29 protein-coding genes and 1 pseudogene are annotated in these 25960 nt (G+C 73.6%); 15 read left to right on the top strand and 15 right to left on the bottom strand.

All coding sequences use genetic code 11. The annotated features are described in order from the left end of the window. Nucleotides 1-112: 112 nt before the first annotated feature. On the bottom strand, nt 113-670 hold the full coding sequence (locus ABD901_RS18150; protein ID WP_345128120.1) for a CGNR zinc finger domain-containing protein: 558 nt from the start codon (nt 668-670) through the stop codon (nt 113-115). 85 nt (nt 671-755) lie between these two features. Here ABD901_RS18150 and ABD901_RS18145 point away from each other — a divergent pair, with 85 nt between their 5' ends. After that, nucleotides 756-1937, top strand: a complete 1182-nt coding sequence (locus ABD901_RS18145; RefSeq protein WP_345128119.1) for an MFS transporter — start codon at nt 756-758, stop codon at nt 1935-1937. Nucleotides 1938-1939: 2 nt separating this feature from the next. Here the strand turns inward: ABD901_RS18145 and ABD901_RS18140 are convergent, their stop codons facing one another. Both ABD901_RS18140 and ABD901_RS18135 read right to left on the bottom strand, forming a co-directional pair. After that, nucleotides 1940-3157 (bottom strand): cytochrome b5-like heme/steroid binding domain-containing protein, encoded by a 1218-nt coding sequence (locus ABD901_RS18140; RefSeq protein ID WP_345128118.1) that lies wholly within the window; start codon nt 3155-3157, stop codon nt 1940-1942. A gap of 120 nt (nt 3158-3277) precedes the next feature. Continuing rightward, nucleotides 3278-4183: an alpha/beta fold hydrolase gene (locus ABD901_RS18135; RefSeq protein ID WP_345128117.1), complete on the bottom strand. Its 906-nt coding sequence runs from the start codon at nt 4181-4183 to the stop codon at nt 3278-3280. A gap of 36 nt (nt 4184-4219) precedes the next feature. Here ABD901_RS18135 and ABD901_RS18130 point away from each other — a divergent pair, with 36 nt between their 5' ends. After that, on the top strand, nt 4220-4756 hold the full coding sequence (locus tag ABD901_RS18130; RefSeq protein ID WP_345128116.1) for a helix-turn-helix domain-containing protein: 537 nt from the start codon (nt 4220-4222) through the stop codon (nt 4754-4756). On the opposite strand, the gene ABD901_RS18125 is transcribed toward ABD901_RS18130, so the two are convergent. The 6 genes from ABD901_RS18125 to ABD901_RS18100 form a co-directional block, all read right to left on the bottom strand. Next, nucleotides 4753-5532, bottom strand: a complete 780-nt coding sequence (locus ABD901_RS18125) for an ABC transporter ATP-binding protein (RefSeq protein ID WP_345128115.1) — start codon at nt 5530-5532, stop codon at nt 4753-4755. The genes ABD901_RS18130 and ABD901_RS18125 overlap by 4 nt on opposite strands. 8 nt (nt 5533-5540) lie before the next feature. After that, nucleotides 5541-6329, bottom strand: a complete 789-nt coding sequence (locus ABD901_RS18120) for an ABC transporter permease (RefSeq protein WP_345128114.1) — start codon at nt 6327-6329, stop codon at nt 5541-5543. After that, a complete protein-coding gene (locus ABD901_RS18115) occupies nt 6326-7138 on the bottom strand; it encodes an ABC transporter permease (protein WP_345128113.1) in 813 nt (270 codons plus the stop codon). The genes ABD901_RS18120 and ABD901_RS18115 overlap by 4 nt, the downstream gene beginning before the upstream one ends. After that, nucleotides 7135-8106 carry an ABC transporter substrate-binding protein gene (locus ABD901_RS18110; protein WP_345128112.1) on the bottom strand — a complete coding sequence of 324 codons (972 nt, stop codon included), beginning with the start codon at nt 8104-8106 and terminating at the stop codon, nt 7135-7137. Before ABD901_RS18110 ends, ABD901_RS18115 begins: the two co-directional genes overlap by 4 nt. A gap of 206 nt (nt 8107-8312) precedes the next feature. Continuing rightward, the gene (locus ABD901_RS18105) at nt 8313-9092 is read right to left on the bottom strand and encodes a DUF1932 domain-containing protein (protein WP_345128111.1); all 780 of its coding nucleotides are present in this window, start codon (nt 9090-9092) and stop codon (nt 8313-8315) included. Further along, on the bottom strand, nt 9089-9757 hold the full coding sequence (locus tag ABD901_RS18100) for a GntR family transcriptional regulator (protein ID WP_345128110.1): 669 nt from the start codon (nt 9755-9757) through the stop codon (nt 9089-9091). Before ABD901_RS18100 ends, ABD901_RS18105 begins: the two co-directional genes overlap by 4 nt. A 137-nt stretch (nt 9758-9894) precedes the next feature. Between ABD901_RS18100 and selD the strand changes: the two genes are divergently transcribed. From selD to ABD901_RS18085, 3 genes are all read left to right on the top strand, one after another. Beyond that, nucleotides 9895-10893: a selenide, water dikinase SelD gene (gene selD, locus ABD901_RS18095; RefSeq protein WP_345128109.1), complete on the top strand. Its 999-nt coding sequence runs from the start codon at nt 9895-9897 to the stop codon at nt 10891-10893. Nucleotides 10894-11001: 108 nt separating this feature from the next. After that, nucleotides 11002-11403: a DUF2752 domain-containing protein gene (locus tag ABD901_RS18090; protein WP_345128108.1), complete on the top strand. Its 402-nt coding sequence runs from the start codon at nt 11002-11004 to the stop codon at nt 11401-11403. A gap of 51 nt (nt 11404-11454) precedes the next feature. Continuing rightward, the gene (locus tag ABD901_RS18085; RefSeq protein WP_345128107.1) at nt 11455-11844 is read left to right on the top strand and encodes an RDD family protein; all 390 of its coding nucleotides are present in this window, start codon (nt 11455-11457) and stop codon (nt 11842-11844) included. Here the strand turns inward: ABD901_RS18085 and nrfD are convergent. From nrfD to fdh, 3 genes and pseudogenes are all read right to left on the bottom strand, one after another. After that, nucleotides 11831-12733, bottom strand: a complete 903-nt coding sequence (gene nrfD / locus ABD901_RS18080) for an NrfD/PsrC family molybdoenzyme membrane anchor subunit (protein ID WP_345128105.1) — start codon at nt 12731-12733, stop codon at nt 11831-11833. The genes ABD901_RS18085 and nrfD overlap by 14 nt on opposite strands. Then, a complete protein-coding gene (locus ABD901_RS18075) occupies nt 12730-13500 on the bottom strand; it encodes a 4Fe-4S dicluster domain-containing protein (RefSeq protein ID WP_425556697.1) in 771 nt (256 codons plus the stop codon). The genes nrfD and ABD901_RS18075 overlap by 4 nt, the downstream gene beginning before the upstream one ends. Next, nucleotides 13500-16679, bottom strand: a pseudogene (fdh, locus tag ABD901_RS18070) (formate dehydrogenase); the annotation flags it as partial. The pseudogene fdh and the gene ABD901_RS18075, both read right to left, overlap by 1 nt. A gap of 34 nt (nt 16680-16713) precedes the next feature. Here fdh and ABD901_RS18065 point away from each other — a divergent pair. From ABD901_RS18065 to ABD901_RS18055, 3 genes are all read left to right on the top strand, one after another. Then, the gene (locus ABD901_RS18065) at nt 16714-17232 is read left to right on the top strand and encodes a metallophosphoesterase family protein (protein ID WP_345128102.1); all 519 of its coding nucleotides are present in this window, start codon (nt 16714-16716) and stop codon (nt 17230-17232) included. A gap of 10 nt (nt 17233-17242) precedes the next feature. Next, nucleotides 17243-17602 carry a DUF4180 domain-containing protein gene (locus tag ABD901_RS18060; protein ID WP_345128101.1) on the top strand — a complete coding sequence of 120 codons (360 nt, stop codon included), beginning with the start codon at nt 17243-17245 and terminating at the stop codon, nt 17600-17602. Between the two features lie 96 nt (nt 17603-17698). Then, a complete protein-coding gene (locus ABD901_RS18055) occupies nt 17699-18688 on the top strand; it encodes a hypothetical protein (protein WP_345128100.1) in 990 nt (329 codons plus the stop codon). Between the two features lie 62 nt (nt 18689-18750). Here the strand turns inward: ABD901_RS18055 and ABD901_RS18050 are convergent, their stop codons facing one another. Then, nucleotides 18751-19659 (bottom strand): polysaccharide deacetylase family protein, encoded by a 909-nt coding sequence (locus ABD901_RS18050; RefSeq protein WP_345128099.1) that lies wholly within the window; start codon nt 19657-19659, stop codon nt 18751-18753. 144 nt (nt 19660-19803) lie between these two features. Between ABD901_RS18050 and ABD901_RS18045 the strand changes: the two genes are divergently transcribed. The 6 genes from ABD901_RS18045 (at nt 19804) to ABD901_RS18020 (ending at nt 23560) form a co-directional block, all read left to right on the top strand. Then, a complete protein-coding gene (locus tag ABD901_RS18045; protein ID WP_345128097.1) occupies nt 19804-20232 on the top strand; it encodes a helix-turn-helix domain-containing protein in 429 nt (142 codons plus the stop codon). Nucleotides 20233-20242: 10 nt separating this feature from the next. Then, entirely contained in the window at nt 20243-20656 is a 414-nt protein-coding gene (locus ABD901_RS18040) for a VOC family protein (RefSeq protein ID WP_345128096.1), read from the top strand. Between the two features lie 18 nt (nt 20657-20674). Beyond that, a complete protein-coding gene (locus ABD901_RS18035) occupies nt 20675-21361 on the top strand; it encodes a hypothetical protein (RefSeq protein WP_345128095.1) in 687 nt (228 codons plus the stop codon). Beyond that, nucleotides 21358-21879, top strand: coding sequence for a GNAT family N-acetyltransferase (locus tag ABD901_RS18030; protein WP_345128094.1), 522 nt, complete (start codon nt 21358-21360; stop codon nt 21877-21879). The genes ABD901_RS18035 and ABD901_RS18030 overlap by 4 nt, the downstream gene beginning before the upstream one ends. Nucleotides 21880-21964: 85 nt before the next feature. After that, entirely contained in the window at nt 21965-22627 is a 663-nt protein-coding gene (locus ABD901_RS18025; RefSeq protein WP_345128092.1) for a DUF998 domain-containing protein, read from the top strand. A 45-nt stretch (nt 22628-22672) separates the two neighbouring features. Then, nucleotides 22673-23560: a hypothetical protein gene (locus tag ABD901_RS18020; protein WP_345128091.1), complete on the top strand. Its 888-nt coding sequence runs from the start codon at nt 22673-22675 to the stop codon at nt 23558-23560. A gap of 4 nt (nt 23561-23564) precedes the next feature. Here the strand turns inward: ABD901_RS18020 and ABD901_RS18015 are convergent, their stop codons facing one another. Further along, nucleotides 23565-24059, bottom strand: a complete 495-nt coding sequence (locus ABD901_RS18015; RefSeq protein WP_345128090.1) for an ArsR/SmtB family transcription factor — start codon at nt 24057-24059, stop codon at nt 23565-23567. 23 nt (nt 24060-24082) lie between these two features. On the opposite strand from ABD901_RS18015, the gene ABD901_RS18010 reads away from it, so the two are divergent. After that, nucleotides 24083-25294 (top strand): MFS transporter, encoded by a 1212-nt coding sequence (locus tag ABD901_RS18010; protein WP_345128089.1) that lies wholly within the window; start codon nt 24083-24085, stop codon nt 25292-25294. Here the strand turns inward: ABD901_RS18010 and ABD901_RS18005 are convergent. Beyond that, the gene (locus tag ABD901_RS18005) at nt 25257-25943 is read right to left on the bottom strand and encodes a GntR family transcriptional regulator (protein ID WP_345128088.1); all 687 of its coding nucleotides are present in this window, start codon (nt 25941-25943) and stop codon (nt 25257-25259) included. The two genes, ABD901_RS18010 and ABD901_RS18005, sit on opposite strands and share 38 nt — an antisense overlap. Nucleotides 25944-25960: the final 17 nt, after the last annotated feature.

The following is a 25960-nucleotide window of genomic DNA, read 5'->3' as shown; positions in this document are numbered from 1 at the left end:
AGATCGGAGGACGTGTGGCGGAGGACGGTGGCGCTCCGTTCTCGCTCTTCACACCTTACCCGATGGTTGCAAATCGCCGCCTCGCCGAATTACCAACAGTAGTGCAAAGTATTCACACCGTGCGGAGGCGTTGTTTCTTGGCGCGGTTGCCGCAGGTTTCCATCGAGCACCAGCGGCGGCTGCCGGGGCGTGAGGCGTCCAGGAACAGAGCGTTGCACGCCGGGTCGGCGCACTCGCGCAGGCGTCCCGCCGCAGGGGAGCCCACCAGGTCTAGGGTGTCCCGGGCGACGAGGGCGAGGGTGGCGATGACGGGGTCGTCGGCGTGCCAGCGCAGGTCGCCGCGCTCGTCCAGCGACGGGGTCGGCACCGGGCGGGCCGCGGCCTGGTTGACGCGCTCGCGGGTGTCCTCGGCGGCGTCGGACAGGGGCCGACCGGCGCGGGCCAGGACGAGCAGGGTGAAGACGGACTCGCGCAGGTGCTGGGCGTCGCGGACGAGCGCGGCGGGGACGACGTGCGGGGCCGCGGCCACGGGGCCGCACTGGGCGACCCACGCGGACAGGGACGGGCCGTCGGGCAGCTCCTCGACGGCGTGGTCGGTGCCGCGGTGGCGCAGCGTGCGGGTGAAGTCCAGGCAGAGGCGGCCGGCGCCCTGGCGGAAGAGTTCAGCCACGCGCACAGCCTAGACCCAACACCGGTTTAACTGGTACGGTCCGCTGGCACCAGTTAAACCGGTTCACCCAGGCGGGGAGGGGCGAATGCGGACGCTGCTCATGGCGGTCGCGTGCGGGGTCGGGGTCGCCAATGCGTACTTTCCTCAGGCGATCAGCCCGCTGCTCGCCCGGGACCTGCACCTGAGCGAAGGGGCGGCGGCCACGGCGGTCACCGCCGTGCAGCTGGGCTACGCGGCGGGCATCTTCTTCCTGGTGCCGCTCGGCGACCGGCTGCCGCGCCGGCCCCTCGTCGCCGGGCTGTTCGGGGCCGTGGCCGTGGCGCTGCTGCTGGCGGGGACTGCGCGGTCGCTGGCGCCGCTGCTGGTGTTCGGGGCGCTGACCGGGGCCGTCACCGTGGTACCGCAGCTGCTCATCCCCATGGCCGCGGACCTCGCGGAGCCCGCACGGGCCGGGCGGGCCGTCGCCGCGCTGCAGGGTGGGCTGCTCGCGGGGGTGCTGCTGGCGCGCGCGTTCGGCGGGGTGCTCGGGCAGGCGCTCGGGTGGCGGGCGCCGTACATCGCGGCCGCCGGGCTGGCCGCGGTCCTCGCGGTCGCGCTCCTCGTCGCGCTGCCCCGCATGCGGCCGAACGCCGACGAGAGCTACCCGCGACTGCTGGGCAGCGGGCTGCGGCTGCTGCGGACGGTACCGCAGCTGCGCCGCTCCGCCGCCTACCAGGCGCTGGCGTTCGGGGCGTTCACCGCTGCCTGGACGTCGATCGCGCTGCTGCTGACCGGGCCCCGATTCGGGCTGGGCACGGGCGCGGTCGGGGTCGTGGCGCTGGTCGGGGCGGGCAGCGTCGTCGCCGTTCCCGCGGCCGGGCGGCTCGTGGACCGCCGCGGGCCCGACCGGCTCAGCGCTCTGTGCTTCGCCGGGCTCGGCGCCGCGGCGGTGGTGCTGCTGGCGGGGGAACTGGCGAACGCGAAGCTCGCGCTCGCCGGGCTCGTGGCGGGGATGCTGCTGCTCGACGTGACCGTGCAGAGCAGCCAGGTCGCCAACCAGGCGCGGATCTTCGCGGCGGCGCCGGGCGCCCGGAGCCGGATCAACGGCGTCTACATGACCGCGGTGTTCCTCGGCGGCAGCGCCGGATCGTGGCTGGGCGCCCGGGCCTACCTGGCGCTCGGATGGACGGCGGTGTGCGGGCTCGTCGCGCTGGCCGCCGGGCTCGCGGCGCTGCGGCACGCGACCGCGGCCGTCGACGCGCGCCAGCAGGTCGCGGACCGCGTCTGACGTCAGTCGGGAAGCTGCAACGGACCGCCGTGGCCGGGCAGGCCCCGGTCCGGCGGGATCGCCTCCTCGACCACGGCGTCGGCGGCGGTGATGCCGTGGCCGCGGGCCTGCTCGGCGAGGCGCCGGTAGTAGGCGGACACTGCGGCGAGCGTCTCGCGCGCCGCGTTCAGGAGCGTGGCTCCCGCGCGCTCGACGACGTCGGCCTCGTGGATCTCGAACGCCCGGATTCCTTCCAGCGCGGCGGTCTTCAGCTCGCGCAGCAGCTGGACGTCGACGCGCGCGAAGATGCGGCACAGCGCCGCGGCCCGCCGGAAGTCGTCCCCGTCGAGCAGGAGCTCCTTGACGGCGGGTACGCAATGCCGGACCAGCGCGACATCCGGCCGCGCCGACATGTCGGCGAGATCGGTGTCGAAGGACCGGATGTCCAGGTGCGGGTCGCAGAAGCCGACGGTGAGCTGCCACAGGGTGCGCAGGTCCTCCTGCACCAGCCCGTCCAGGTAGCTGACCAGGAACCGCCGGTGCGCCTCGAGGATGTACTGCGCCTTGAAGGGCGTCAGCTCCCGGGGGTCTTCGCCGGAGGTGGCCACCGACGTGGTGAATCCGTAGTCGGCGGTCAGCGCGTTCTCCATGCCGACCAGCAGGTACACGAACCGTACCCAGGTCCGGAACAGCTCTTCGAGCGGCAGCGCGTGCAGGCCGTCCTCGGTGAGCACCACGCCCCACCGGGCGCCGAACTGCAGCCGGCGCAGATGGCCGATCTGGTACATCGCGAGCTGGGCGTCGATCTCGGCCTGCGCGTGGTGCAGCACTTTGCGATAGGCCGCGGTCGCGTCGAGCCCGACGTGATTGCGGATGATGTGCGGCCCGCCGATGTGCAGGTGTATGAACTCGCTGACATCGAACACCGCGCCGCCGATCGCCATCCAGTAGCCCGCGTCGGGGGTGTTGTGCTGCGCCAGGTCCGACACCTCGAAGCGAGGGCCCTGCTGCGCGTGGCCGAGATAGGTGGTGAAGACGTCCTGGGCCAGGCGCCCGTCGGCCACCAGCTGGCGGAGCAACTCGCCGCCGTCGCCGGGCACGATGCCGGTCAGCGCCCGGAGTACGGCGGCGGCGAACCGCGCGCTGCCGCACACGTAGACGTGGGCGCCGTGGCCGCCCTCGTCGGTGGAACGTAACAGCTCCCAGAGTGCGTCGGCCTCGGCGCGGATCACGTCGTCCACCCGGCGGCGCTGTCCGGCCTGCACGACGTGGCGCCGGCCGCCGAACTCGATCGCGGCATCGGCGCGGGAGAACCCGATCTTTCGCGGGGCCGGAACGGACCGACCGGCTGGTTTCCGGCGTCACCGGGACGGCGTCGGACCGGGGACTCTCGCCAGCAGGTCGCGCACCGCGTCCAGGACGGGGCCGGGGCGCTGCACGTGGAGGTACTGGTGCGAGGCGCCCTCCACGAAACGCTGCTCGCCGCCGGGGACCGACGCGGCGATCGCGGCGTGCAGGGCGTGGATGCCGGCGTGGGCGCGCTCGAGCAGCTCCGGCGGCATGTGCTGGACCCACAGCGGGTTGCGGTCGGCGGCGCTGAGCACGATGAGCGGGACCTCGGGCAGGGGGCCGCCGGCGGCGAGCTCGGCGTAGACCTCGGACTCGAGGTTGCGGCCCTCGGCGATGCCGGTGCGCCAGGTCTCGAGGCGGTGCTCGACGAGGTCGGCGCGCACGTCGCCGGGCCACTCGGCGTACAGCTGCAGCAGCGCCGCACGGGAGGCCGACAGCTGCTCGGGTGTGAGGTCGGGCAGCTCGTCCCAGGTGGGCTTCATCTGTTCGTTCATGGCGACGACCTCCTCCGGGAGGTACCGCAGGATGTCCTCGTGGCCGGGGTCGATGAACAGCAGGCCGGCGACGTCGGCGGGGAACAGCTGGGCGAAGCGGCGGGCGTAGACGGCGCCGATGGAGTGGGCGGCCAGCACGTAGGGGCCGTCGATGCCGGCGGCGTGCAGGGCGTCGCGCAGCTCGGTCGCGACGGCCTCCGCGGTGCGCGGGAGCGGCACCGGGTCGCTCCAGCCGGTGCCGCCCCGGTCGTAGGTGACCGCGGTGGTCAGGGCGGCGGTGGCGCGCACGACGTTGTCGTACTCCAGGCCGATGAGGCCGGCGCCGGGCAGGAAGACGACGGGCGGGCCGCCGGCGCCGTCCCGGTAGAGCGCGATGCGACGGCCGTCGACCTGGACCGTGGTACCCCGTGGCATTGTTCTCATGTCTGCGAACATTAGCAGGTGTGCGAACATTGGCCAATGGACCCCGTGGAGCTGCTGCTGCATCCCGTGCGGCTGCGCATCGTGCACGCGCTGTCCGGCGGGCGCTCGCTGAGCACGCAGCAGCTGTGCGAGCGGATCTCGGACGCGTCGAAGGCGACGGTGTACCGCCACGTCGCGCTGCTGGTCGACGCCGGCATCCTGGAGGAGTCGGGGCAGCAGCGGGTGCGCGGGTTCGTCGAGCGGCACTACCGGCTCGTGCCGGCCCGCGCGGCGGTGAGCGCCCAGCGGGCCGCGTCGGCGACCCTCGACGAGCACCGGCAGGCGTTCGCCGCGGCGATGGCGGCGCTGCTGGCCGAGTACCAGTCCTATCTGGACGACCCGGCAGCCGACCCGGTGCGCGACCAGGTCGGCTACCGCCAGCACGCGGTGTGGCTCACCGACGCCGAGCGCGACGCGCTGATCGAGGGCATGCGCGCCGCGATCGTGCCGCACCTGGGCCACGGCCCGGGCGAGGGCCGCACCCAGCACCTGCTGAGCCCGATCCTGTTCCCGGTGGAACGCCACGAAGGCTAGACGCGGGCCGCAGCACCTTTCGCCTCCTGGATGCGGGCGTAGACGTGCGAGCGCAGCTCCACGAACCGCGCGTCGGAGCGGGTGGCTAGCTGGTCGCGCGAGGACGGCAGGTCGATCGGCAGGTCCTCGAGCACGCGCGTGGGCGAGGACGACAGGATCACCACCCGCTCGCCGAGGTACACGGCCTCGTCGATGTCGTGGGTGACGAACAGCAGCGTGACGCCGGTGTCCTGCCACACCCGCCGGACCAGGTCCTCGAGGTCGGCCCGGGTCTGCGCGTCGACGGCGGCGAACGGCTCGTCCATGAGCAGCACCCGGGGACCGAATGCGATCGCCCGGGCGATCGCCACCCGCTGCTGCATGCCGCCGGACAGCTGCCACGGGTAGGCGCGGCCGGCGTCGGCGAGGCCCACGGCGGACAGCGCCTCGGCGACGAGCCGGCGCCGCTCGGCGCGGTCGATCGCCTTGGCCTTCAGCGGCAGCTCGACGTTGTCGGCGACGCGCAGCCAGGGCATGAGGCTGCGGCCGTACTCCTGGAACACGATCGCCAGCCCGTCCGGCGGCCCGGACACCGTGGCGCCGGCGACCCGCACCTCGCCCGACGTCGGGCGCAGCAGCCCGCCGAGGCAGCGCAGCAGCGTGGTCTTGCCGCAGCCGGACGGCCCGACGACGCAGACGAACTGCCCCGCGCCGACGCTCAGCGTGATGTCGGCGAGCGCCTCGACCCGGCGGCCGTGGCCGTCGTAGGTCTTGCGCAGCGACTGAATCTCCAGCACCGGGTCTCCTAGTGGCCGGCGCGCTCGGCGGCGCGCGCTCCGTGGTACCAGCGAAGGACCTGCCGCTCGACGAGGCGGAAGAGCACCGACAGCGCGACGCCGAGCAGGCCCAGGATGAACACGCCGCTCCACATCTCGGGGATCTGGAAGCCGCGCTGGAACTCAATGACCGTGTACCCCAGGCCGTTGGTGGTGCCGAGCAGCTCGCCGATGACCATCATGATGATGCTGATCGACAGCGCCTGGCGGGCGCCGACCATGATCTGCGGGCTGGCCGCGCGCAGCACGAAGGTGCGAAGCCGCAGCCAGCCGCGGACACGGTACGTCCGGCAGGTGTCGACGAGCACCTCGTCGGCGCCGCGGACCCCCTCGACGGTGTTGAGCAGCACCGGCCAGACGGCGCCGAGGACGATGACGAGGATCTTCGTGCGGTCGCTGAAGCCGGACACCAGGATGAGCACCGGCACGAGCACGGGCGGCGGGATGGCGCGCAGGAACTCCAGCACCGGCTCGGTCAGCGCGCGCAGGGTGCGGTTGCCGCCGATCGCCACGCCGAGGGCGATGCCCAGCGCGACGGCGAGGCCGTAGCCGGCGAAGAGGCGCAGCAGGCTCGGCAGCACGTCGCTGCGCAGCCGGGCAGCGGTCCACGTGTCCGGGAAGACGCGGAAGATCGTCTCCAGCGGCGGCTGGTAGAAGTCCTGGCTGCCGGCGCTCGCGAACCACCAGGTGACCAGCAGCACCACCGGCAGGCCGAGCGCGAGCGCGGCGCGCCGCAGCAGGCGGGGCAGCTTCGTCACAGCGGGAGCTCCCTTCGTACCGACGGATGCCACGCCAGCACGATGCGCTCGGCGCGGCGGGTGACGAGGTTGGCCGCGAGCCCGAGCAGGCCGGCGACGATGACGAGGGCGTACATCACCGGCACCCCGTCGTCGCCGCTGTTGCGGGCCACGGACAGCTCCTCGCCGATGCCCTTGGTGCCGCCGATGAACAGCTCGCCGGTGACGGTGAGCACGAGGGCGACGGAGGCGGCCAGCCGGATGCCGGTCATCGCGTAGGGCAGCGTGGTCGGCCACACCAGGTACCGCGCCCGGCGCAGCCGCCCGAGCCGGTAGGACTCGGCGGTCTCGCGGGCGACGGGGTCGACGTCGGCGACGCCGTGCAGCACCTGGATCAGCACCTGCCACACGGAGGCGTACACGACCAGCAGCAGGATCGAGCGCACCGGCGCGCTGAAGAGCACCACGGCCAGGGGCAGCAGCGCCACCGACGGGATCGGGCGCAGGAACTCGATCGTGGAGGCAGTCGCGGCGCGCAGCACCGGCACCGTGCCGATCAGCAGGCCGGCGCCGATGCCGAGGGCGACGGCGATGGCCAGGCCCAGCAGCCAGGTGGTGACGGTGCCCAGCAGCGCCTGCCAGAAGCCGGCGCGCCCGGCCTCGTCGGCGAGGGCCCGGGCGATGACGCTCAGCGGCGGGAAGTGCTCCGCGGGCAGCACGCCGAGCCGGGGCAGCGCCTCCAGCAGCGCCGCGAACCCGGCGAGGCCGAGCAGCCCGAGCAGGGCCGGCGAGCGGCCGGCCCTGCTCAGAACGGTTGCCGGTGCCGTCACGGCAGCAGCTTCGAGGTGTCGACCGGCGCGGTGAGCACGCCGGCGGTGGCCAGCAGCTGGTTCATCCGGTCCACCGACGCCTTGTCGATGCTCGTCGACCACTTCGGCAGCGTCATGGCCTTCGCCGAGTCCGCCTTGATGGTGGTGTACGTCGTGACGACCTGGCGCACGTCGTCCGGGTGACTGTCGGCGTAGGCGAGGGACTCCTGCATCGCCTCGGTGAAGCGCTTGACGAGGTCCGGGTTCTGCGCGATCACCTGGGCGGAGGTGAAGTACGCGGCCACGCACAGCTTCGGGTCGACGTCGGCGAACGCGCCGCGGGACTTCCAGCCCTTGGCCAGGGCCGGCGCCAGGAACGGCTCGACGACGAACATGGCCTGCACGCGCCCGGCGTCCAGCGCCGCGGCCATGTCGGGGAAGGCGAGCTCGACGAAGCTGACCTTGCTCGGGTCGCCGCCGGCCTTGCGCACGATCTCCTTCACCGAGGTGTCGACGATGTTCTTGACGGTGTTGGTCGCGACCGTCTTGCCCTCGAGGTCCTTCGCGCTCGTGATGTTCGGGTCCTTGACGATGAGCTGGCCGAAGTCCTTGGCCGGGTCGCCGGTGGAGTTGACGCCGTTGGCGACGGCCTTGATCGGCACCTTCTGCTGCTCGGCGACCAGCAGCGACACCACGTTGCTGAACCCGAACTGGTACTGGCCGCTGACCACGCCGGGCACGATGGCGGCGCCGCCCTGGGCCTGTTCCATGGTGAGGTCGATGTTGCGCTTGGCGAAGAAGCCCTGGGCCTTGCCGACGTAGATGGGCGCCACGTCGAGGATCGGGATGACGCCGACCTTGACCTTGTCGGGCGAGGCGGACGAGCCGCCGGCGGGCTTGTCGGAGCTGTCGTCGCCGCACGCGGCAAGGGACGCCGCGAGCAGGGTGATGGCGAGGACCGGAAGGGAGAAGAGGCGGGTTCTGATCATGGATCTCAGCAACCTTTTCGATGTCGACAGCAGGGCCAACGTGCTGAGCGGGGGGTGCATCCTGCGACGAACGTAGGATGGCTCGACAGGATTGTCAACGATTCTGTTCACGTCTTCCACCCAGCGGTACACCAGCTTAAGCCGCACATGGGCCATCGCCTCGGCGATTGTTCACAATCTTGCCGACGATTCGCCGAGGTATGCACTCAGGCGGCGGAGAGGTCCCGTAACCAGTCGCGGCTGGCCCGCGCGACGCGGGCCGGCACGCCGAGGTCGTCGAGCAGGTCCGCCGCCGCCTCCATCTCGTGGGTCCGGCGCACCGCGTGCGTGCTGGAGCCGGTCACCAGCCGGTCCAGCGTCGCCGCGTCGGCCCTGGTCAGCTCCTCGGCGATGTTCCCGCTGAGCCACTGCTCGAGGCCCGCCGCGCGGGCCGCCGCGAGGGCCTCCACCGCCGCGGCCGCCATGCCCTTGTAGAAGACGCAGCGCAGCAGCTTGCGGGTCGCCGCGAGCCCCACGGGGCCGTCGAGCACCTCGACGGGCGCGCCGAGGGGGCCCAGCAGCGCGGCGAACGGCCCGGCGCCCGGCCCGCTCGCGGTCATGGGCGTGCCGAGGCCGCGGGGCGGTACCGGCGCCATGATCGCCACGTCGGCGACCACCGCGCACTGCCCGGCGGCGCGCTGCACGGCCTCCTTCACCGCGGGCGCCGCGGTGTTGAGCTCGCCCCAGACGGTGCCGGGCGAGCAGCCGGGCAGGCCCTGCGCCAGGGCGTCGAGGGCGTCGGCGGCGCTGTTGACGCTCAGCACGAGCGCCGCGCCGCGGCACGCCTCGGCGGCGTCCGCGGCGTCGTGCACGCCCGGCGGCGCGGCCACCCGCGGGTCGTAGCCGCGCACCCGGGCACCGGCGGCGGCCAGGTCGGCGGCGAAGCGCCCGCCGGCCTCGCCGAGGCCGAGCACCGCGATCACCGGCGAGCCGGCGGCCGCGGTCATGACATCCCCGCCGGGTCGATGCCGCGCAGATGATCGATGACGCTGGCGATGTGCTCGCGCATGGCCGCCTCGGCCGCCTTCGGGTCGCGCTGGCGGATGGCCTCGATGATGCGTTCGTGCTGCGGTAACGACACCGCGGGCCGCCCCGGGTGCAGCGAGAGCATGAACTGGTGGCGCACCAGCTGCCCGCGCAGCGTCTCGATGATGCCGTCGGCGGTGCGGTGCGCGGCGATGGCCCGGATCAGCGCGTGCAGGCGCTGGTTGAGGTCGCTGTAGCGGTGGAACTCCCCGGCCGCGACGGCGCGGCGCATCAGCAGCGCGACTTCGTCGAGCTCGCTGGCCTGCGCGTCGGTCACCCGGGTGGCGGCGCGGGCGGCGACGAGGCCCTCGAGGACCATGCGGACCTCGCTGATCTCGATGGCCTCCTCGACGGAGACCTTGCGCACGTGGGCGCCGCGGTTGCGCTGGACCTCGACGAGGCCGTCGGCGGCGAGCTCCGACAGGGCGGCGCGCACGTTGAAGCGGCTGACCCCGAGGCGCACGCACAGCTGCGCCTCGACGAGCCGCTCGCCGGGCAGGTACTCCCCGCGCAGGATCGCCGCGCGCAGCACCTCCCGGGCCTGCGCGGACGGGGTGGCGGCGCGGGGCGGCGGCTCGGCGGGCACGGCCGAAGTGTCCCAACCCGCCCGCAGCATTGTCAACAATCTTCCGCCCACCGCTGGCTCTGCGAACGCCCGATCAACCGGGAATCGCTGACAATCCGGTGCGATCACGAGATCGAGCGATCGCTACATTGGAGCGCATGACGAGCACGATCCGGCTCACCGGGTATGCCCACGGCGGCGGCTGCGCCTGCAAGATCCCGCCCGGCGAGCTGGAGGCGGTGGTCGCCGGCCTCGTCGGCGGCCGGGCGCCGGACGGCCCCGGCGAGCTGCTCGTCGGGCTCGACGACGGCGACGACGCCGCGGTGGTGACCCTGGCGGGCGGCACCGCGGTGGTGGCCACCGCCGACTTCTTCACCCCGGTCGTCGACGACGCCTACGACTGGGGGCGCATCGCCGCCGCCAACGCGCTGTCGGACGTCTACGCGATGGGCGGCCGGCCGGTGGTCGCGGTCAACCTCCTCGCGTGGCCGCGGGAGGTGCTGCCGATGACCCTCGCCGCAGAGGTGCTGCGCGGCGGGCTCGACGTGGCCCGCGAGGCCGGCTGCCACGTCGCCGGCGGGCACTCGGTGGACGACCCGGAGCCGAAGTACGGCATGGCGGTCACCGGCGTCGCCGACCCCGACCGGCTGCTGCGCAACGACCGCGGCCGGGCCGGGCTGCCGCTGACGCTCACGAAGCCGCTGGGCATCGGCGTGCTCAACAGCCGGCACAAGGCGACCGGCGAGGCGTTCCCGCACGCGGTGGCGGCGATGACGACGCTGAACCGGGCGGCGTCGGAGGCGGCCCTGGCGGCCGGCGCCGAGTGCGCCACTGACGTGACCGGCTTCGGGCTGCTGGGCCACCTGCACAAGCTGGCCCGGGCCAGCGGCGTCACCGCGGTCGTCGAGGCCGCCGCGGTGCCCTACCTCGACGGCGCCCGAAAGGCGCTGGCTGACGGGTTCGTCAGCGGCGGGACCCGGCGCAACCTCGACTGGGTCCGCCCGCACCTCGACGCGGGCGCGCCGAGCGAGGACGAGCTGCTGCTGCTCGCCGACGCGCAGACCTCCGGCGGGCTGCTGGTCGCGGGCGAGATCCCCGGCCACCCCGTGATCGGTGAGCTGGTTGCGTACTCGGGGGCCACACTGCGCGTGAGCTGATCTTTATGACGGCTGTGTGACTTCTCAGGATCGTACATTCGGACGATCCGTAGTGACGTCCGTCACCACCTAAGATCACCTCTCGTCAGTCGAGCAACGGGGTCTCAGGTGCGCAGACAGTACTCGATACCGGAGCGCCTGGGCGGCTTCGGTGTTGCGGTCGCGGGTGCGGCGACGGTCTGGCCGGCGTTCAGCGCCGGCACGGGCCTCGGTCTGCCGTGCCCGCTGCGCTGGTCGACCGGCATCCCGTGCCCCGCCTGCGGGCTCACCACCGCCGCCGTGGATCTCGCACACGGCCGGCTGCTCGCCTCGCTCGCCGACAACCCGGCCGCCCTGGCCCTCGCGATCCTCACGGTCGTGACGGTCCCCCTCATCGTGCTGCGGCAGCTCGGGCTGGTCGCCACCCCGGTGCCCTGGTCCGCCCGGGCCCGTCGCAGAACGCAGGTGGCCGCCATCGCGGCCGCCGCGGCGAGCTGGCTCTTTCAGCTCCACCGGTTCGGATTCGTCTGAACCGGAAGCGCTACCCCCAACCCCCAACTCTCCTGAGGAGAACCACCCCCGATGAACTACGCAAGCTGGATCCAGCGCGTCGGCGCTACCATCGTCGACTTCATCCCGTTCGCGGTCATCGCCGGCATCGGCGGGGCCGTTGACAGCGACATGGGCGCCGTGTTCTGGATCTTCTACCTGATCGGCCTCGTGTACCTCATCTTCAACCGCTGGTACCTCGGCGGCCAGGGCGCCACCATCGGCAAGAAGGCCCTCGGGCTGCGCCTCATCAGCGAGCAGAGCGGGCAGCCGATCGGCATGGCCATGGCCTTCGTCCGCGACATCTGCCACTTCGTCGACAGCATCATCTGCTACATCGGCTACCTGTTCCCGCTGTGGGACGCCAAGCGGCAGACGATCGCCGACAAGATCGTCAAGACGGTCGTGATCAAGGCCGCCTGACGGGCGCGGAGCCGTGGCGGGGCGTCGCGCCCCGCTGCGGCTCCACCACGTACTTCGGATCCTCCGTCGAGGCCACACCGGCCTCGAACACCCCGAACCGGGTGGCGAGCGAGCCCGCGAGCAGCGCCACACCCGACAGGGCGGACAGCACCCGGCTGCGCCGCCCGAGCACAGCCCCGGCCGCACCGGCGAGGTTCAGCGCTCGCGCGGCGCGCAGCAGCCGGCCGGCCTTGCCCGTGCGATACGGCTCGCCCTCCAGGCCCAGCCGCGTCTCGATGCGGTGCGTCGCGGCCAGTTCCAGCGCCACGCCGGTCACCGCGAGGGTCCGCGCCGGCCCGCCCTCGCTCATCGGCGCCGCGATCAGCCCCACCGCCGCCCCGCTGGCCAGGGCGCTGCCGGCGAACGCGAACGGCAGCTCGTCGGCGGCCGCGTGCCACGACGGCGCCGCAGTGTCGGCAATGAGGCGGGCCGTGTAGGTGCCGATGCCGGGCGCGAGCGCGGCCGCGCCGGCGCCGGCGAGCACGCCGGCCCGCCCGGTCCAGCCGCGGGGCCGCGCCTCGGCCGCCGCCGCGAGGCCCGCTGCGCCGCCGAACGCGCTCAGCATCCAGGTGCCCACCGACATCGGCGACGTCGGCTTCGCCACCCGCAGCATGTGGTGGAAGCGCTCGGGCCGGCCGAGGTCGTTGACGAGGAAGTAGGTGCTCACGCCGAGCGCGCCGAGGGCCGCCAGCCGCGCGGCGCGCCGGGTGCGCGGCCGCCCGGTCAGGTCGGCGCCGGCGGCGAGCAGGGCGCTGCCGGCCGCGAGCCCGCCGGTGAAGAAGTACGCCGGGATGTCGTGCTGCCACACCGGCTTCTTGAGGATCGGCCGCCCGTAGTAGGACCTCGTCACGGCCGCCGCCCCAGGAACGACACGGCCACCGCGGCGGCCATGGTCAGCGCGGCGAGCCCCGCCCGCTTCCACATCCGCGGCAGGTCCCGCGTGGTGGCGACGGGTGCCGGCGGCAGGCCGTAGACCTCGGGCTCGTCCAGCAGCAGGAAGAACGCGCCCTGGCCGCCGACGCCGTCGCCGGGGTCGTGGCCGTAGAGGCGCGCCTCCGGGCGGTCGAGCGCCTCGAGGCGCGCCTGCGCGCGCTCGCGCAGCTCGTCGAGGGGGCCGTACTGGATCGACTGGGTCGGGCAGGCCGTCGCGCACGCGGGCTGCAGGCCGGCGCCGATGCGGTCGTAGCACATGGTGCACTTCCACGCCCGGCCGTCGCCCTCGCGGCGGCCGATGACGCCGTAGGGGCAGGCGGAGATGCAGTACCCGCAACCGTTGCAGATGTCGGCCTGCACGACGACGGTGTCGAACTCGGTGCGCAGCAGCGAGCCGGTCGGGCACACGTCGAGGCACGCGGCGTGGGTGCAGTGCTTGCACACGTCGGAGGCCATCAGCCAGCGCATGTCCCCGGACCCGTCGGGCGCCGGCTGCTCGATGAAGGCGACGTGCCGCCACGAGTTCGCGTCGAGCTGGCCGGTGTTGTCGAAGGACATGCCGAGCAGGTCGAGCCCGTCGGCGGGCACGTCGTTCCACTCCTTGCAGGCGACCTCGCACGCCTTGCAGCCGATGCAGACGCTGGTGTCGGTGAAGAACCCCATCCGTCGCGGTGTCACAGTCACAGGCCGGCCCTCCGGTTGTAATCGTCCACCAGGGCGCGCAGCGCCGCGCCGCGGGGCCGCCGGCCGGGCCGCACGTCGCAGGTGCCGACCTTGCTCTCCTGGATCAGCACGTTGGGGTCGAGCACGATGCCGACGAGGTCGTTCGCCGAGTCGCCGGTCGTCAGCCCGGAGCCGCCCCAGTGGTACGGCAGCCAGATCTGGTGCACCGGCCGCCCTTCGATGCGCAGCGGCCGCAGCCGCGCGGTGACCATCACCCGGGCCTCGATCGCCGAGCGGCTGGTGACGACGTGCGCCCAGCCGAGGTGCTCGAGGCCCCGCTCGGCGGCCAGGGCCGGGGACACCTCGACGAACATCGCCGGCTGCAGCTCGGAGAGGTACTCCAGCGTCCGGCTCATCCCGCCCGCCGTGTGGTGCTCGGTGAGCCGGCTGATGGTGAACACGAACGGGAACACGTCGCTGCGCGAGGGGTTCATCGGGTTCTCGGAGCGCTGGTAGCGCTTGCGCGTCGGGTTGGCCTGCTGCTTGTACAGCGGGTTCTCCACCGGCGACTCGGCCGGCTCGTAGTGCGTCGGCATGGGCCCGTCGACGAGCCCGCTGGGCGCGAACAGCCAGCCCTTGCCGTCGCCCTGCATGACGAACGGGTCGTCGCCGGCGATGCCGGCCGAACCGGCGGTGCCCGGCTCCGGGCGGTACGTCGGCGGCTTGGTCCGCTCGAAGTCGGGCACGTCGGGTCCGGTCCACTCGCCCTTTGCCGGGTCCCAGAAGACGTAGCGCTTGCGCTCGCTCCAGGGCTGCCCGGCGGGGTCGGCGGAGGCGCGGTTGTACAGCATCCGGCGGTTCATCGGCCACGCCCAGCCCCACTCCAGGCCGTTGGGGTCGGCGCTCGAGGCCGGGGTGCGCCGGGCGGCCTGGTTGACGCCGCCGGCGTAGACGCCGGAGTAGATCCAGCAGCCGCAGGCGGTGGAGCCGTCGTCCTCGAGCTCGTTGAAGCCGGACACGGGCGCGCCGGTGGCCACGTCGTAGCCGTTGATCTCCCGCAGTACCGACTCCGCGGAAGGCTCGTCGTGCACGCCGTGCGTGGGGTAGTCCCATGTCAGGTCGCGCACCGGACGGTCCCGGTCCAGCGTGGAGGCGGCCAGGCGGTCCTTGACCATGCGGCCGAGGTGGTAGAAGAACCACAGCTCGGAGCGGCAGTCGCCGGGCGGGTCGACGGCCTTCTGCCGCCACTGCAGCAGCCGCTGGGTCTGGGTGAACGTGCCCTCCTTCTCCACGTGCGAGGCGGCGGGGAGCAGGAACACCTCGGTCGCGCACTGCTCGGGCACGATCTCGCCGGTCTCGATCTCGGGCGCGTCGCGCCAGAAGGTGGCGCTCTCGATCTCGTAGAGGTCGCGCACGACGAGCCAGTCCAGCCGGGCCATGCCGAGGCGCTGCGCGCGGCCGTGCGCGGAGCCGACGGCCGGGTTCTGCCCCAGCAGGAAGTACCCCTTGATCTTGCCGTCCAGCATGGACAGCACCTGACGGTAGGTGCCGTGGTCGCCGGTGAGGCGCGGCAGGTAGCCGTAGCAGTAGTCGTTCGCGGCGGTGGCGGCGTCGCCGAAGTACGCCTTGAGCAGGCTCACCGCGTATGCGCGCGCGTGGCCCCAGTAGCCCTTCTGGCCCGGGTTGCGGATGGCGTCGACCCACTCGTCCAACGTGTCGTGCCGGCCGGCCGAGGGCATCGGCAGGTAGCCGGGCAGGAGGTTGAACAGCGTCGGGATGTCGGTGGAGCCCTGGATGCTGGCGTGGCCGCGCAGGGCCATGATGCCGCCGCCGGGCCGGCCCATGTTGCCGAGCAGGAGCTGGATGATGGCGCCGGTGCGGATGTACTGCACCCCCACGGAGTGTTGCGTCCAGCCGACCGAATACACCAGGGCCGTGGTCCGTTCCCGGCCCGAGTTGCGCGTCCACGCCTCGCAGACCCGCGCGAAGTCCTCCGGCGCCACGCCGCACACCTGCTGCACCATTTCCGGGGTGTACCGCGAGAAGTGGCGCTTCAGGATCTGGTACACGCACCGGGGGTGCTGCAGCGTCTCGTCTCGGTGCACGGCCGCCGGGATCGACGGGCCGTGGGCCTCGTGCTGCATGCCCCGCGCGGTCTCGCGGGCCGAGTGGCCGTGCTCGAGCACGTGCCGATGGCCCTCGTAGCGCCACGACGACGGGTCGTACGCCTGCGTCTCGGTGTCGAACCCGGAGAACAGCCCGTCGAGGTCCTCGGTGTCGCGGAAGTCCTCGCCGACGATCGTGGCGGCGTTGGTGTACGCCACGACGTACTCGCGGAAACCCAGCTCGTTGCTCAGGATGTGGTTGACCACGCCCCCGAGGAACGCGATGTCCGACCCGGCGCGGATCGGCACGAACTTGTCGGCGAGCGCGCTGGTGCGCGTGAACCGGGGGTCGACGTGGATCACCGTCGCGCCGCGGGCCTTGGCCTCCATCACCCACTGGAAGCCGACCGGGTGCGCCTCGGCCATGTTCGAACCCTGGATCACGATGCAGTCAGCGTTGGCCAGGTCCTGCTGGAATCCCGTGGCCCCGCCGCGCCCGAAGCTGGTCCCCAGACCGGGGACGGTGGCGGAGTGTCAAATGCGCGCCTGGTTCTCGATCTGCAGGGCGCCGATCGCCGTGAACAGCTTCTTGATGAGGTAGTTCTCTTCGTTGTCCAGCGTCGCGCCGCCGAGGCTCGCGATGCCGAGCGTGCGATTGAGCGGCCGTCCCTCCTCGTCGCGGTCCTGCCAGGTCTGCTCGCGCGCGGCCACCACCCGGTCGGCGATCATCTCCATCGCCGTTTCGAGGTCGAGATACTCCCATTCGGTGGCATACGGCCGGCGGTACTTCACCCGGGTCGCCCGTAGCGGCGACGTCACCAGGCTCTTGCTCGCCGAGCCCTTCGGGCACAGCCGCCCGCGCGAGATCGGGCTGTCGGGGTCGCCCTCGATCTGGATGACCTTGCCGTCCTTGACGAACACCTGCTGCCCGCAGCCCACGGCGCAGTAGGGGCACACGGACTTCGCCACGGCGTCGGCCCGCTCGGTGCGGGCGGCGATCGCGTCGGTGCGCGGCGAGCGCACCGCCTCGCCACGACCGGTTGGATCCGGCCCGGTCAGCTGCCGGTACACCGGCCACCGCCGCAGCCACTCCATGCCGCCGACTCTACCGCCCGCCTAGGCTGGACGCATGACTGCCGAGGGGGTACCGGTCCGGGTGATGCTGCTCGCCGACACGCACGTGCCGGCCCGCGCCCGCGACCTGCCCGCGGAGGTCTGGGCCGCCGTCGAGGCCGCCGACGTCGTGGTCCACGCCGGCGACTGGGTCGGCGTGGCGTTGCTCGACGCCCTGGAGTCCCGCTCCCGGCGCCTCATCGGCGTGTACGGCAACAACGACGGCCCGCCGCTGCGCGCCCGCCTGCCCGAGGTCGCCGACGCCGTGCTCGGCGGCGTGCGCCTGTCGGTCATCCACGAGACCGGCCCGTCGACGGGCCGCGAGGCCCGCTGCGCCGCCCGCTTCCCCGGCCGCGACCTGCTCGTGTTCGGCCACTCCCACATCCCGTGGGACACCGTCGCCCCCGGCGGCCTGCGGCTGCTCAACCCCGGCTCCCCCACCGACCGCCGCCGCCAGCCCCACGCCACCTACATGACCGCGACCCTGCACGGCGGCGCGATAAACGACGTGCTGCTGCACCGCATCCCCCGGTAGCGTCTCGCCCATGGACCGCGTGGAGAAGATCAACGGTGTCGACGCGCTCGTGCTGGCCGGCGAAGGACCCCGCTACGGCGCCGAGCTCGACGCCGGCGACCTGGTGGGCGCGGCCTTCTCGCACGGCGTCGAGCTCCTCGTCGTCCCGGCGGCCCGCCTCGCCGACGACTTCTACGTGCTGCGCACCGGCGTGGCGGGCGAGATCCTGCAGAAGCTGGTGAACTACCGGCTGCGCCTGGCCATCATCGGCGACGTGTCCTCCCACGTCGAGGCGAGCACCGCGCTGCGCGACCTGATCCGCGAGTCCAACCGCGGCCGCGACGCCTGGTTCCTGCCCGACCGCGCCGCCCTGGACGCCCGCCTCGCGTAGCGGCGCCCTCAGTCCGAACAGCCTTCAGTCCGAAAAGCTTCGGTCGCTGGGCGCGGGGCCGATGCGCAGTGGGCCGGCGGGCGTAGGTTCATCAGCGTGATGCTCGTGTCGCGGCTGCTGTCGCAGGCGCTCGTGGCGTTCACGATCGAGGTGGACAACGCCTTCGAGGCGCGGATGCCGCACCGCACCACGCGCGGCCCGGCGCGCGGGGGCACCGGGCCGTGGCTGGTGTCGCTGGCGATGTGGGCGAACTTCCTGCGGTACCTGCCGGGCGACGGGGTGCCGCAGCCGCAGCTGCGCGACCTCGCCGCGCTCACCAACCTGCCCGGGCTGCAGCGGTGGGGCTACGTGCGCGTCGCCGGCGGGGTCGTGCGGCCGACCGGGCACGGCGTGCGGGCGCAGGAGCTGTTCGTGCCGCTGTGCGCGCAGGTCGAGGCGCGCTGGCAGGGGCGGTTCGGGCCGGGGCTGCGCCGGGCGCTGGAGCCGATCGCTTCGCCGCTGCTGCCGCGGTACATGCCGGTGCTCTCCCCCGCCCGCCGCACCGTCCTGCCGCCGCCGCGGCGCGACCCCGATCCGCCCGACCTGGCGGCGCTGCTGTCGCGGGTGCTGCTGGAGCTCACCGCCGAGTACGAGGCCGACGCCCGCCTGCCCCTCGCCGTCTCCGCCAACACGCTGCGGGCGCTCGGGGCCGGCCCGCTGCGGCCACGCGAGGTGCCGCTGCGGGCCGGGATCGCGAAGGAGGCGGCCACGCAGTCGCTCACGCTGCTGCTGCGGCACGGCCTGGCCGACGCCGACGGCAAGGGCGCCGCGGCACTGGTGTGGCTCACGCCGCGGGGCGAGGCGGCGCTGCGCAACTACCACGCGCGGATGGCCCGCGTGGAGACCCGGCTGCCGGCCGAGGCGCTGACGGCGGCTCTCACCCCGGTCGTCGCCGGCGCCGCCGAGGCGATCCGGCCGCCGGAGGACGGGTGGCGCGCCCATCCGCCATACCGCGCCCAGACGAACGCGTTCCTGGCCGACCCGCTCAACGCGCTGCCCCACCACCCGCTCGTCACCCACCGCGGCGGCTTCCCCGACGGCAGCTGACCCCCAGGCCGGCGTTTTCTCTCCGCGATGATGCGTTTTCGGGCTGCGGGAGGGCGCGGAGGTCAGGTCGTGGGGAGGCCCTCCAGGGTGAAGTGCTGCTTCAGCCAGGGGATCAGGGTGCGGTACACGACGATGGTGTCCGGCTGGCCGTTGTCGTGGGACAGGACGATCGAGCCCTGGCGGATCTGGGACTTGATCTGGGAGATGACGCGGGCGATGTGTGCCGAGTGGTTGCTGTCCGGCTTGTGGTCCCAGTCGCGCGGGTCGACGTCCCAGTAGATCGAGGACATGCCGAGCTCCGTGGCCTTGGCGACCAGCGACGGCGTGAAGTTGCCGCCCGGTGCGCGGAAGTACTTGATCGGGGCGTCGGCGCCGACCGCGGCGTGGATCATGTCGTTGGTGTGGCGGAGGTCCCAGTCGATATACGCCGGGTCGCGCTTCGCCAGGTCGGTCAGGTGCTGCCACGAGTGGTTGCACAGGGTGTGGCCGTCGGCGTAGATCTGGCGGACCAGGTCAGGGCGGTCGCGCACGCGGAAGCCGACCATGCAGAACGTCGCCTTGACGTTGTTCTCGCGCAGGATCTGCAGCAGCGCCGGCGTGTTGATCGGGTCGGGGCCGTCGTCGAAGGTCAGCGCCACCTCGGTGCCCGCGGTGCGGGTGACCGAGTTTGCCGGACCGTGGTCGGTGCCGGGCGGGCGCACGTTGTAGCCGTCCGCGGGCGCCTTCGTGCTCGCCGGCGTGCTCGGCGGGGCCGACGGTGACGCCGGCGCGGAAGGGGTGGCGGAGGGCGACGCAGGCGGCGAAGGCCGGGCCGCGGCCGACATCGCCGGCTCCGCGCTCGAATGCTGCGCCACTGCGACGCCGGGCTGCGAGGCCGAGCGCGGCTGGTCGCCGGCGCCGCACGCCACGATGCCGAACACCAACGCCACGATCGCGGCCAGCCGGGCCGTCGCGGGTCTGTTGCCGAGCACTTCTTCGGGCTCCCCATCCTCCGCCGTCGAACTCAGAGGGGGTCACGCTATCGAACGGTGGGAGTTCGACGCAGCCCCGCCCCGGTTCCGACCGCGCAGCGTGTACATGGACCTCACAGCGAGCCACGTCGGTAGAGTGCAAGTGTGACCGTGCCGGTCGAGCTGCTGCCGCATCTGCGCCGCGCGCGCGACCATATCGACCGCAACTACAGCGAGCGGCTCGACCTGGGCACGGTGGCGGCCGTGGCCGCCGTCTCGAAGTACCACTTCATCCGCTGTTTCGAAGACGCCTACGGCGAGACGCCGATGCGCTATCTCACGCGCCGGCGCATCGAGCGGGCCCAGGACCTGCTGCGCACCGCAAACCTGACGGTCACCGAGGTGTGCATGGCGGTCGGCTTCACCAGCCTGGGCTCGTTCTCGGCCAAGTTCACGCGGATCGTCGGCGAGAGCCCGGTGGCGTACCGCAACCGCTTCGCCGCCAGCGGCGCGCCCCACATCCCGGGGTGCTGGCTGTTCATGGCCGGCGTCGTGCGCAATTTCGGAGAAGGCCCCCGCCGTCACGAGCAGTAACGTCGGGCCCATGATTATGAACATCTCCCTCGTCACCACCTACTGCCTCGACCAGGACCAGGCCAGGGACTTCTACGTCGACATCCTCGGCTTCGAGCCGGTCAGCGACGTGCTGCTCGGCGAGTTCCGCTGGGTCACCGTGCGTCACCCCAGCCAGCCCGAGCTCCAGGTCACCCTCATGACCCCCGGCCCGCCGCTGGACGACGAGGCGGCCGCGTTCGTGCGCCGCCAGCTGGAGAAGGGCGGCATGGGCGGGCTCGGCCTGCGCGTCGACGACTGCCGCAAGACCCACGCCGAGCTGGTCGCCAAGGGCGTCGTCTTCGTCCAGGAGCCCGAGGACCGCCCATACGGCGTGGAGGCCGTCCTGCGCGACAACAGCGGCAACTGGCTCGTGATCGTCGAACCGAAGGAGTATGCGGCCTGACCCGATAGGGTCCCGGGCATGGGGCGTCGTCAAGAACACGCATTGGTACTGCGGGAGCTCCCACCCGCGGCCTGGCCCGCCCACCTGCTCGCCGGCAGCGGGCTGCCGGGCCCGCGGGCGAACCTGGAGCTCGCGCAGGCCGCCGCCGACGTGGCCGCGCCGGAGACGATCGACGCCCTGCTCGGCGGCGACGAGGAGTACCTCGTGCTCTGCGGCGTGATCGCCCTCGGCCGGCTGCTCGCCGAGGACGCGCCGGGCGCCGCGGACCGGCTGCGCTCCTACGCCGCCGACGGGCGGTGGCGGGTCCGCGAGGGCGTCGCCATGGCCCTGCAGCGCCTCGGCGACGCCGACCCGCCGCGCCTGTTCGGCCTCGTGCGCGACTGGGCCGGCGACCCGCACCCGCTCGTGCAGCGGGCCGCGGTCGCCGGCCTGTGCGAGCCCCGCCTGCTCAAGGACCCGAAGGCGGCGGCCGAGGCGGTGGCGGCGTGCGCGGCGGTCACCGGCGCGTTCGCCGCCCGGCCCGCGGCGACCCGCCGCGACGAGGACGTGCGGGCGCTGCGCAAGGCACTCGGCTACTGCTGGAGCGTCGCCGTCGCCGCGGACCGCGCCGCCGGGCTGCCGGTCTTCGAGCGGTACGCCGCGTCCGCCGACCCCGACATCGCCTGGATCGTGCGGGAGAACCGCGGCAAGGCGCGGATGCGATGAGGACGGTACACACCGCCGACCTGACCGCGGGCGAGCGCGCCCAGCTGCGCACCGTGCTCGACGCCGCGTTCGCCGGCCGCTTCGACGACGCCGACTGGGCGCACGCCCTGGGCGGCCTGCACGTGCTCTTCGAGGCCGGCGGCCGGATCGTGGCACACGCCGCGGTGGTACAGCGGGCCATGCTCGTCGGCGGCGTCCCCGTGCGCGCCGGGTACGTCGAGGCCGTCGCGGTGCACCCCGACCACCAGCGGCTCGGGTACGCCACCGCGGTCATGGACGAGGTCGAGCGGATCATCCTGGCGGCGTACGACATCGGGGCCCTGTCGGCCTCGGCGGCCGGCGCGGGCCTCTACGCCCGCCGCGGCTGGGTCCGCTGGCCCGGCACCACCGCGGTCCTCGGCCCGAAGGGCCTGCGCGCGACCCCGGGCGACGACGGCAGCACCTACGTCCTGCCGGTCACGGCGCTGCCCCTCGAGGGCGTCCTGGCTTGCGACTTCAGGGCCGGCGACGACTGGTAGGAAAAATCTTGGCAAGCCATGTCGGATCCGGGCGGGGCCGTTCGAGGCAGGGGTGAAGGCACCCACCACGAAAGGAACACCTGCCATGACCGCCATCGCCGCTCCCGCCCCGGTCACCGCCGAGATCCGCGCCAACCGCGTCACCCGCTCGCTGCTGGGCTACGGCGTGCTCGCCGGACCGTTCTACGTCGCCGTGAGCCTCGCGCAGGCGCTGACCCGCGAGCACTTCGACATCACCCGGCACGCGTGGAGCTTGCTGTCCAACGGCTCCCTGGGCTGGATCCAGATCACCAACTTCGTGCTGAGCGGACTGATGATCATCGCCGGCGCCGTGGGCCTGGCCCGCGCGCTGCCGCAGACCCGCTGGGCGCCCCGGCTGGTCGGCGCGTTCGGCGCGAGCATGATCGCCGCCGGCGCGCTGCGGGCCGACCCTGCGATGGGCTTCCCCGCGGGTACCCCGGACGGCCCCGGCACCGTGTCCTGGCACGGCATCGGCCACCTCACGGCCGGCGGGATCGGCTTCCTGTGCGTCATCGCCGCCACGTACGTGCTGGCCCGGCACCAGCCGCGCGGCCTGGCGCTGTACTCGCGGATCTCGGGCACGCTGTTCCTGGCCGGGTTCGCGGGGATCGCCTCCGGCAACCAGGCGCCCTGGTTCACGCTGGGCTTCGTCGCCGCGGTGATCGTCATCCTCACCTGGCTCGCGGTGATCTCGGTCCGGCTGTACCGCGCCCTGCCGTGCCGCTGAGCGCCCGGGGCAGCGGATCGGCGTACCACGTGGGATCGTGACGTGGTGCGCCGATCCGTCGTGCCGCTGCTCGTGCTGCTCCTGCTCCCTGCCGCCTGCGCCCGCCCCGGCGAGTCCGCGGGCTACGACTCGCACGCCGCCCAGGTCGAGCAGGCCCATGCGGCGCTGGACCGTTGGGCCGCCACGGCATCGGCCGACGGCCCGCCGTTCGTGGCCGCCGGTGAGCAGACCGGCCAGACCGGCAACTGGGAGCCCGGCGTCGGCGACGCCTACAAGCAGGCGATGCTGGCGGGCGCCGTCGAGGCCGCGGGGACGCTGCCGGCCGAGACACCGCCGCCGGGCGAGATCCGGTGGGCGGACGGCAACCGGCGTACCGTCGACGTGCTGCCGGCCGCCGAGACACTCCAGCGCCTGCGGCAGGCCGGCTCCGGCCAGTGCGCGATGACCTGCCCGCCGATCCTGGTCACCGGCGCGACCCTGGCGACGGCGAACGTGAGCACCAGCCGCGGCCCGGCGGTCGTCCCGGCGTGGCAGTTCACGGTGCGGGACAGCGCGGTGCGCATCTGGCGCGTCGCCGTCGCCACGAAGTCACCCGAGCCCGGCCCGCACGACCCGAACAACCCGCCCGCGGGCCTGTCCGGCGAACGCGCCACGATCCACGACCGGACCCTGACCGTGTACTTCACCGGCGCCGGCGGCTCGGCGGCGCAACCGTGCGGCGCCGACTACAGCGCCGAGGTCATCGCCTCCGACATCGCGGTGGTGGTGCTCGTCCTGGAACGCAACTACGAGCCGCCCGCCGGCTCGGAAAACTACGGCTGTGACGACGTCGGCCACCCGCGCGAGGCCTCGGTCCAGCTCACCGAGCCGCTCGGCGACCGGGTCGTGCTCGAGGTCCGCTACGGCACCGCGATCCCGGTGACCCAGGCCTGATCCGCTAGGCCCGCGTCCGGAACGTCTGGATCGTCACCGCGACCGGGACCGTGCCGGGCGTGCGGGCCGGGCGGGCCGCCTCGTGCAGCGCTTCGCCGAGCGCCTGCAGCCCGGTGCGCAACGCCTCCCAGGCCTCCGCCGCGACCCACAGCTCGCCGTCGACGGTCACGCCCGGGTGCGCCGGGTCGCGGCGGGCCGCGCGCTCGCGCAGGCCCGCGGCCAGGGCTTCCGCCAGGAACGCGTCGCCCTCGCGCCGGTCGGACAGGGGCGAGCCGTGCACGGTGCGGTAGCGCCGCTCGTGCCCGCCGCGGCGATTGCGCTCCTCGGCGAGCTCGACCAGGCCCGCGGCGGCCAGGCGGCGCAGGTGCTGGCTGGCCAGGGCGTGCGACACCGACAGCTCGCGGGCCAGCTCGGCCGCCGACAGCGGGCCCGGCCACATCAGGTTGAGCATGCGCAGCCGAAGGGGGTGTGCGAGGGCGCGCAGGACATCGTCCGCCATCCCCCAAGCATATTATTGGGGGTGTGTGGACCACGGGGAGGGTGCTCCGCGAGCGCAACGCGCGGCTGTACCTCACGGGCGTGCTCGTCTCGGGCTTCGGCGACTCGGCGATGTCGCTGGCCGCGGGCGTGTGGGTCAAGACGTTGACCGGCTCCGACGCCCTCGCCGGCGTCGTCGGCGCCGGCATGTGGCTGGCGCTGCTGCTCGGGCCGGTGCTGGGCGGCGTCGCCGACCGCGTCGAGCGGCGGCGGCTGCTCGTGACGGTGCACCTGGCGCTCGCCGTCGTGCTGGCCGCGCTCGCCTCGGGTCGGGTGTGGGTCATCTTCGCCGGTCTCACGCTCGTCGGCGCCGGCTCGGTGCTGGCCGGCGCGGCCGAGGCGGCGATCCTGCCGTCGGTGCTGCCAGGCGAGCTTCGCGGGGACTTCAACGGCCTTGTTCGTACCGTGGCGGAGGGTATGAAACTGTTCGGACCGGCCGCCGGTGCGGGGCTGTTCGCGCTGCTGGGCGGCCCGGCGGTCGCCCTGCTCGACGCCGCGACGTTCGCCGCCGCCGCGATCGCGTTCGCGCTGCTGCGTCCCCGCCCGGCCGCGCCGCCGGAGCCCTCGCCGCGGCCGTCGGCGCGCCCGCGGGAGTCGGGATTCGGCGTGATCCGCCGCGACCGCACCCTGCGGGCCCTCGTGCTCGCGGGCGGCGCGGCGCTCGTCGCCTCGAGTCTTTCCAGCAGCGCGACGTTTGCGGTACTCGACGAGGGCCTGCACCGCCCGCCCGCGTTCGCCGGCGTCCTCACGCCCGCGCAGGGCCTCGGGTCGATCGCCTGCGGCCTGCTGGCCGGCTCCCTCATGCGGCGCCTCGGCGAGCGGGGGTTCGCGGCGCTGGGCCTGGCGCTGTTCGCGATCGGCGCCGCGTGCCGGGCGGCGCCGTGGACGTGGCTGGTCCTCGCCGGCTGCGTGTTCATCGGCCTGGGCCTGCCGGCGCCGCTGATCGCGGCCGTGACGGCGCTGCAACGCCTCGCACCCGGGCACCTGCTCGGCCGCGCGTCGGCGACCGCGGACACGCTCATGTTCGCCCCTGCCGGTCCGGCGCTGCTGCTCGGCGGCCTTGCCGTGTCCGCGCTCGACTACCGCGTGCAGATCGCGGCCGCGGCCGCCCTGGCCGGGTGCGCCGCGCTCGCGCTGGCCCGGCGGCCCGCGCCGGCGCTCAGCCCAGCGCTTCGATCGAGCGCAGCGCCTCGATGACGCTCGCGATGTGCTCGCGCATGGCGTCCTCGGCGGCCTTCGGATCGCGGGCGCGGATCGCGGCGATGACGGCCTCGTGCTGCGGCAGCGACACCTGCGGCCGGCCCGGCAGCAGGGAGAGCATGAACTGGTGGCGCACCAGCTGGCCGCGCAGCGTCTCGATGATGCCGTCCGCGGTGCGGTGCCCGGCGATCGAGCGGATGAGGGCGTGCAGCCGATGGTTGAGGTCGCTGTAGCGGCGGTACTCCCCGGCCGTCACCGCCCGCCGCATGAGCAGCCCGATCTCGTCGAGCTCGGTGGCCTGCTCGGCGGTGGCGCGCTCGGCGGCGCGGGCGGCGACGAGGCCCTCGAGCACCATGCGTACCTCGGTGATCTCGATCGCCTCGTCCAGCGACACCTTGCGCACCTGGGCACCGCGGTTGCGCTGGATCTCGACGAGCCCTTCGCCGGCGAGGTCCTGCAGCGCGATGCGGACATTGAACCGGCTCGCCTCGAAGCGCTCGCTCAGCTGCGCCTCGACCAGCCGCTCCCCCGGCAGGTACTCCCCCGCCAGAATCGCCTCGCGTAATGCGTCCCGGGCGTCGCCGGCCGCCGAGCCGGCCTTGGCCGGTGCCCGCCGGGCGGTGCCGCCGTCGTCCTGAGCAGGCAATGCGGTCCCTTCTATAC

The organism is Dactylosporangium darangshiense (assembly GCF_039537565.1).
Lineage (GTDB): Bacteria > Actinomycetota > Actinomycetes > Mycobacteriales > Micromonosporaceae > Dactylosporangium > Dactylosporangium darangshiense.
The sequence above is the reverse complement of the archived record's forward strand: the minus strand, read 5'-3'. Positions and strand labels throughout refer to the sequence as shown.

Bases quoted from the DNA above. Each gene is read 5' to 3' on its own strand.
- ABD901_RS18145 (WP_345128119.1), top strand. From the start codon at position 756: ATGCGGACGCTGCTCATGGCGGTCGCGTGCGGGGTCGGGGTCGCCAAT.
- ABD901_RS18135 (WP_345128117.1), bottom strand. From the start codon at position 4,183: ATGAGAACAATGCCACGGGGTACCACGGTCCAGGTCGACGGCCGTCGC.
- ABD901_RS18085 (WP_345128107.1), top strand. From the start codon at position 11,455: ATGAACTACGCAAGCTGGATCCAGCGCGTCGGCGCTACCATCGTCGAC.
- ABD901_RS18105 (WP_345128111.1), bottom strand. From the start codon at position 9,092: ATGACCGCGGCCGCCGGCTCGCCGGTGATCGCGGTGCTCGGCCTCGGC.
- selD (WP_345128109.1), top strand. From the start codon at position 9,895: ATGACGAGCACGATCCGGCTCACCGGGTATGCCCACGGCGGCGGCTGC.
- ABD901_RS18015 (WP_345128090.1), bottom strand. From the start codon at position 24,059: ATGGCGGACGATGTCCTGCGCGCCCTCGCACACCCCCTTCGGCTGCGC.
- ABD901_RS18025 (WP_345128092.1), top strand. From the start codon at position 21,965: ATGACCGCCATCGCCGCTCCCGCCCCGGTCACCGCCGAGATCCGCGCC.
- ABD901_RS18130 (WP_345128116.1), top strand. From the start codon at position 4,220: ATGGACCCCGTGGAGCTGCTGCTGCATCCCGTGCGGCTGCGCATCGTG.
- ABD901_RS18065 (WP_345128102.1), top strand. From the start codon at position 16,714: ATGACTGCCGAGGGGGTACCGGTCCGGGTGATGCTGCTCGCCGACACG.
- ABD901_RS18110 (WP_345128112.1), bottom strand. From the start codon at position 8,106: ATGATCAGAACCCGCCTCTTCTCCCTTCCGGTCCTCGCCATCACCCTG.
- ABD901_RS18040 (WP_345128096.1), top strand. From the start codon at position 20,243: ATGATTATGAACATCTCCCTCGTCACCACCTACTGCCTCGACCAGGAC.
- ABD901_RS18030 (WP_345128094.1), top strand. From the start codon at position 21,358: ATGAGGACGGTACACACCGCCGACCTGACCGCGGGCGAGCGCGCCCAG.
- ABD901_RS18060 (WP_345128101.1), top strand. From the start codon at position 17,243: ATGGACCGCGTGGAGAAGATCAACGGTGTCGACGCGCTCGTGCTGGCC.
- ABD901_RS18035 (WP_345128095.1), top strand. From the start codon at position 20,675: ATGGGGCGTCGTCAAGAACACGCATTGGTACTGCGGGAGCTCCCACCC.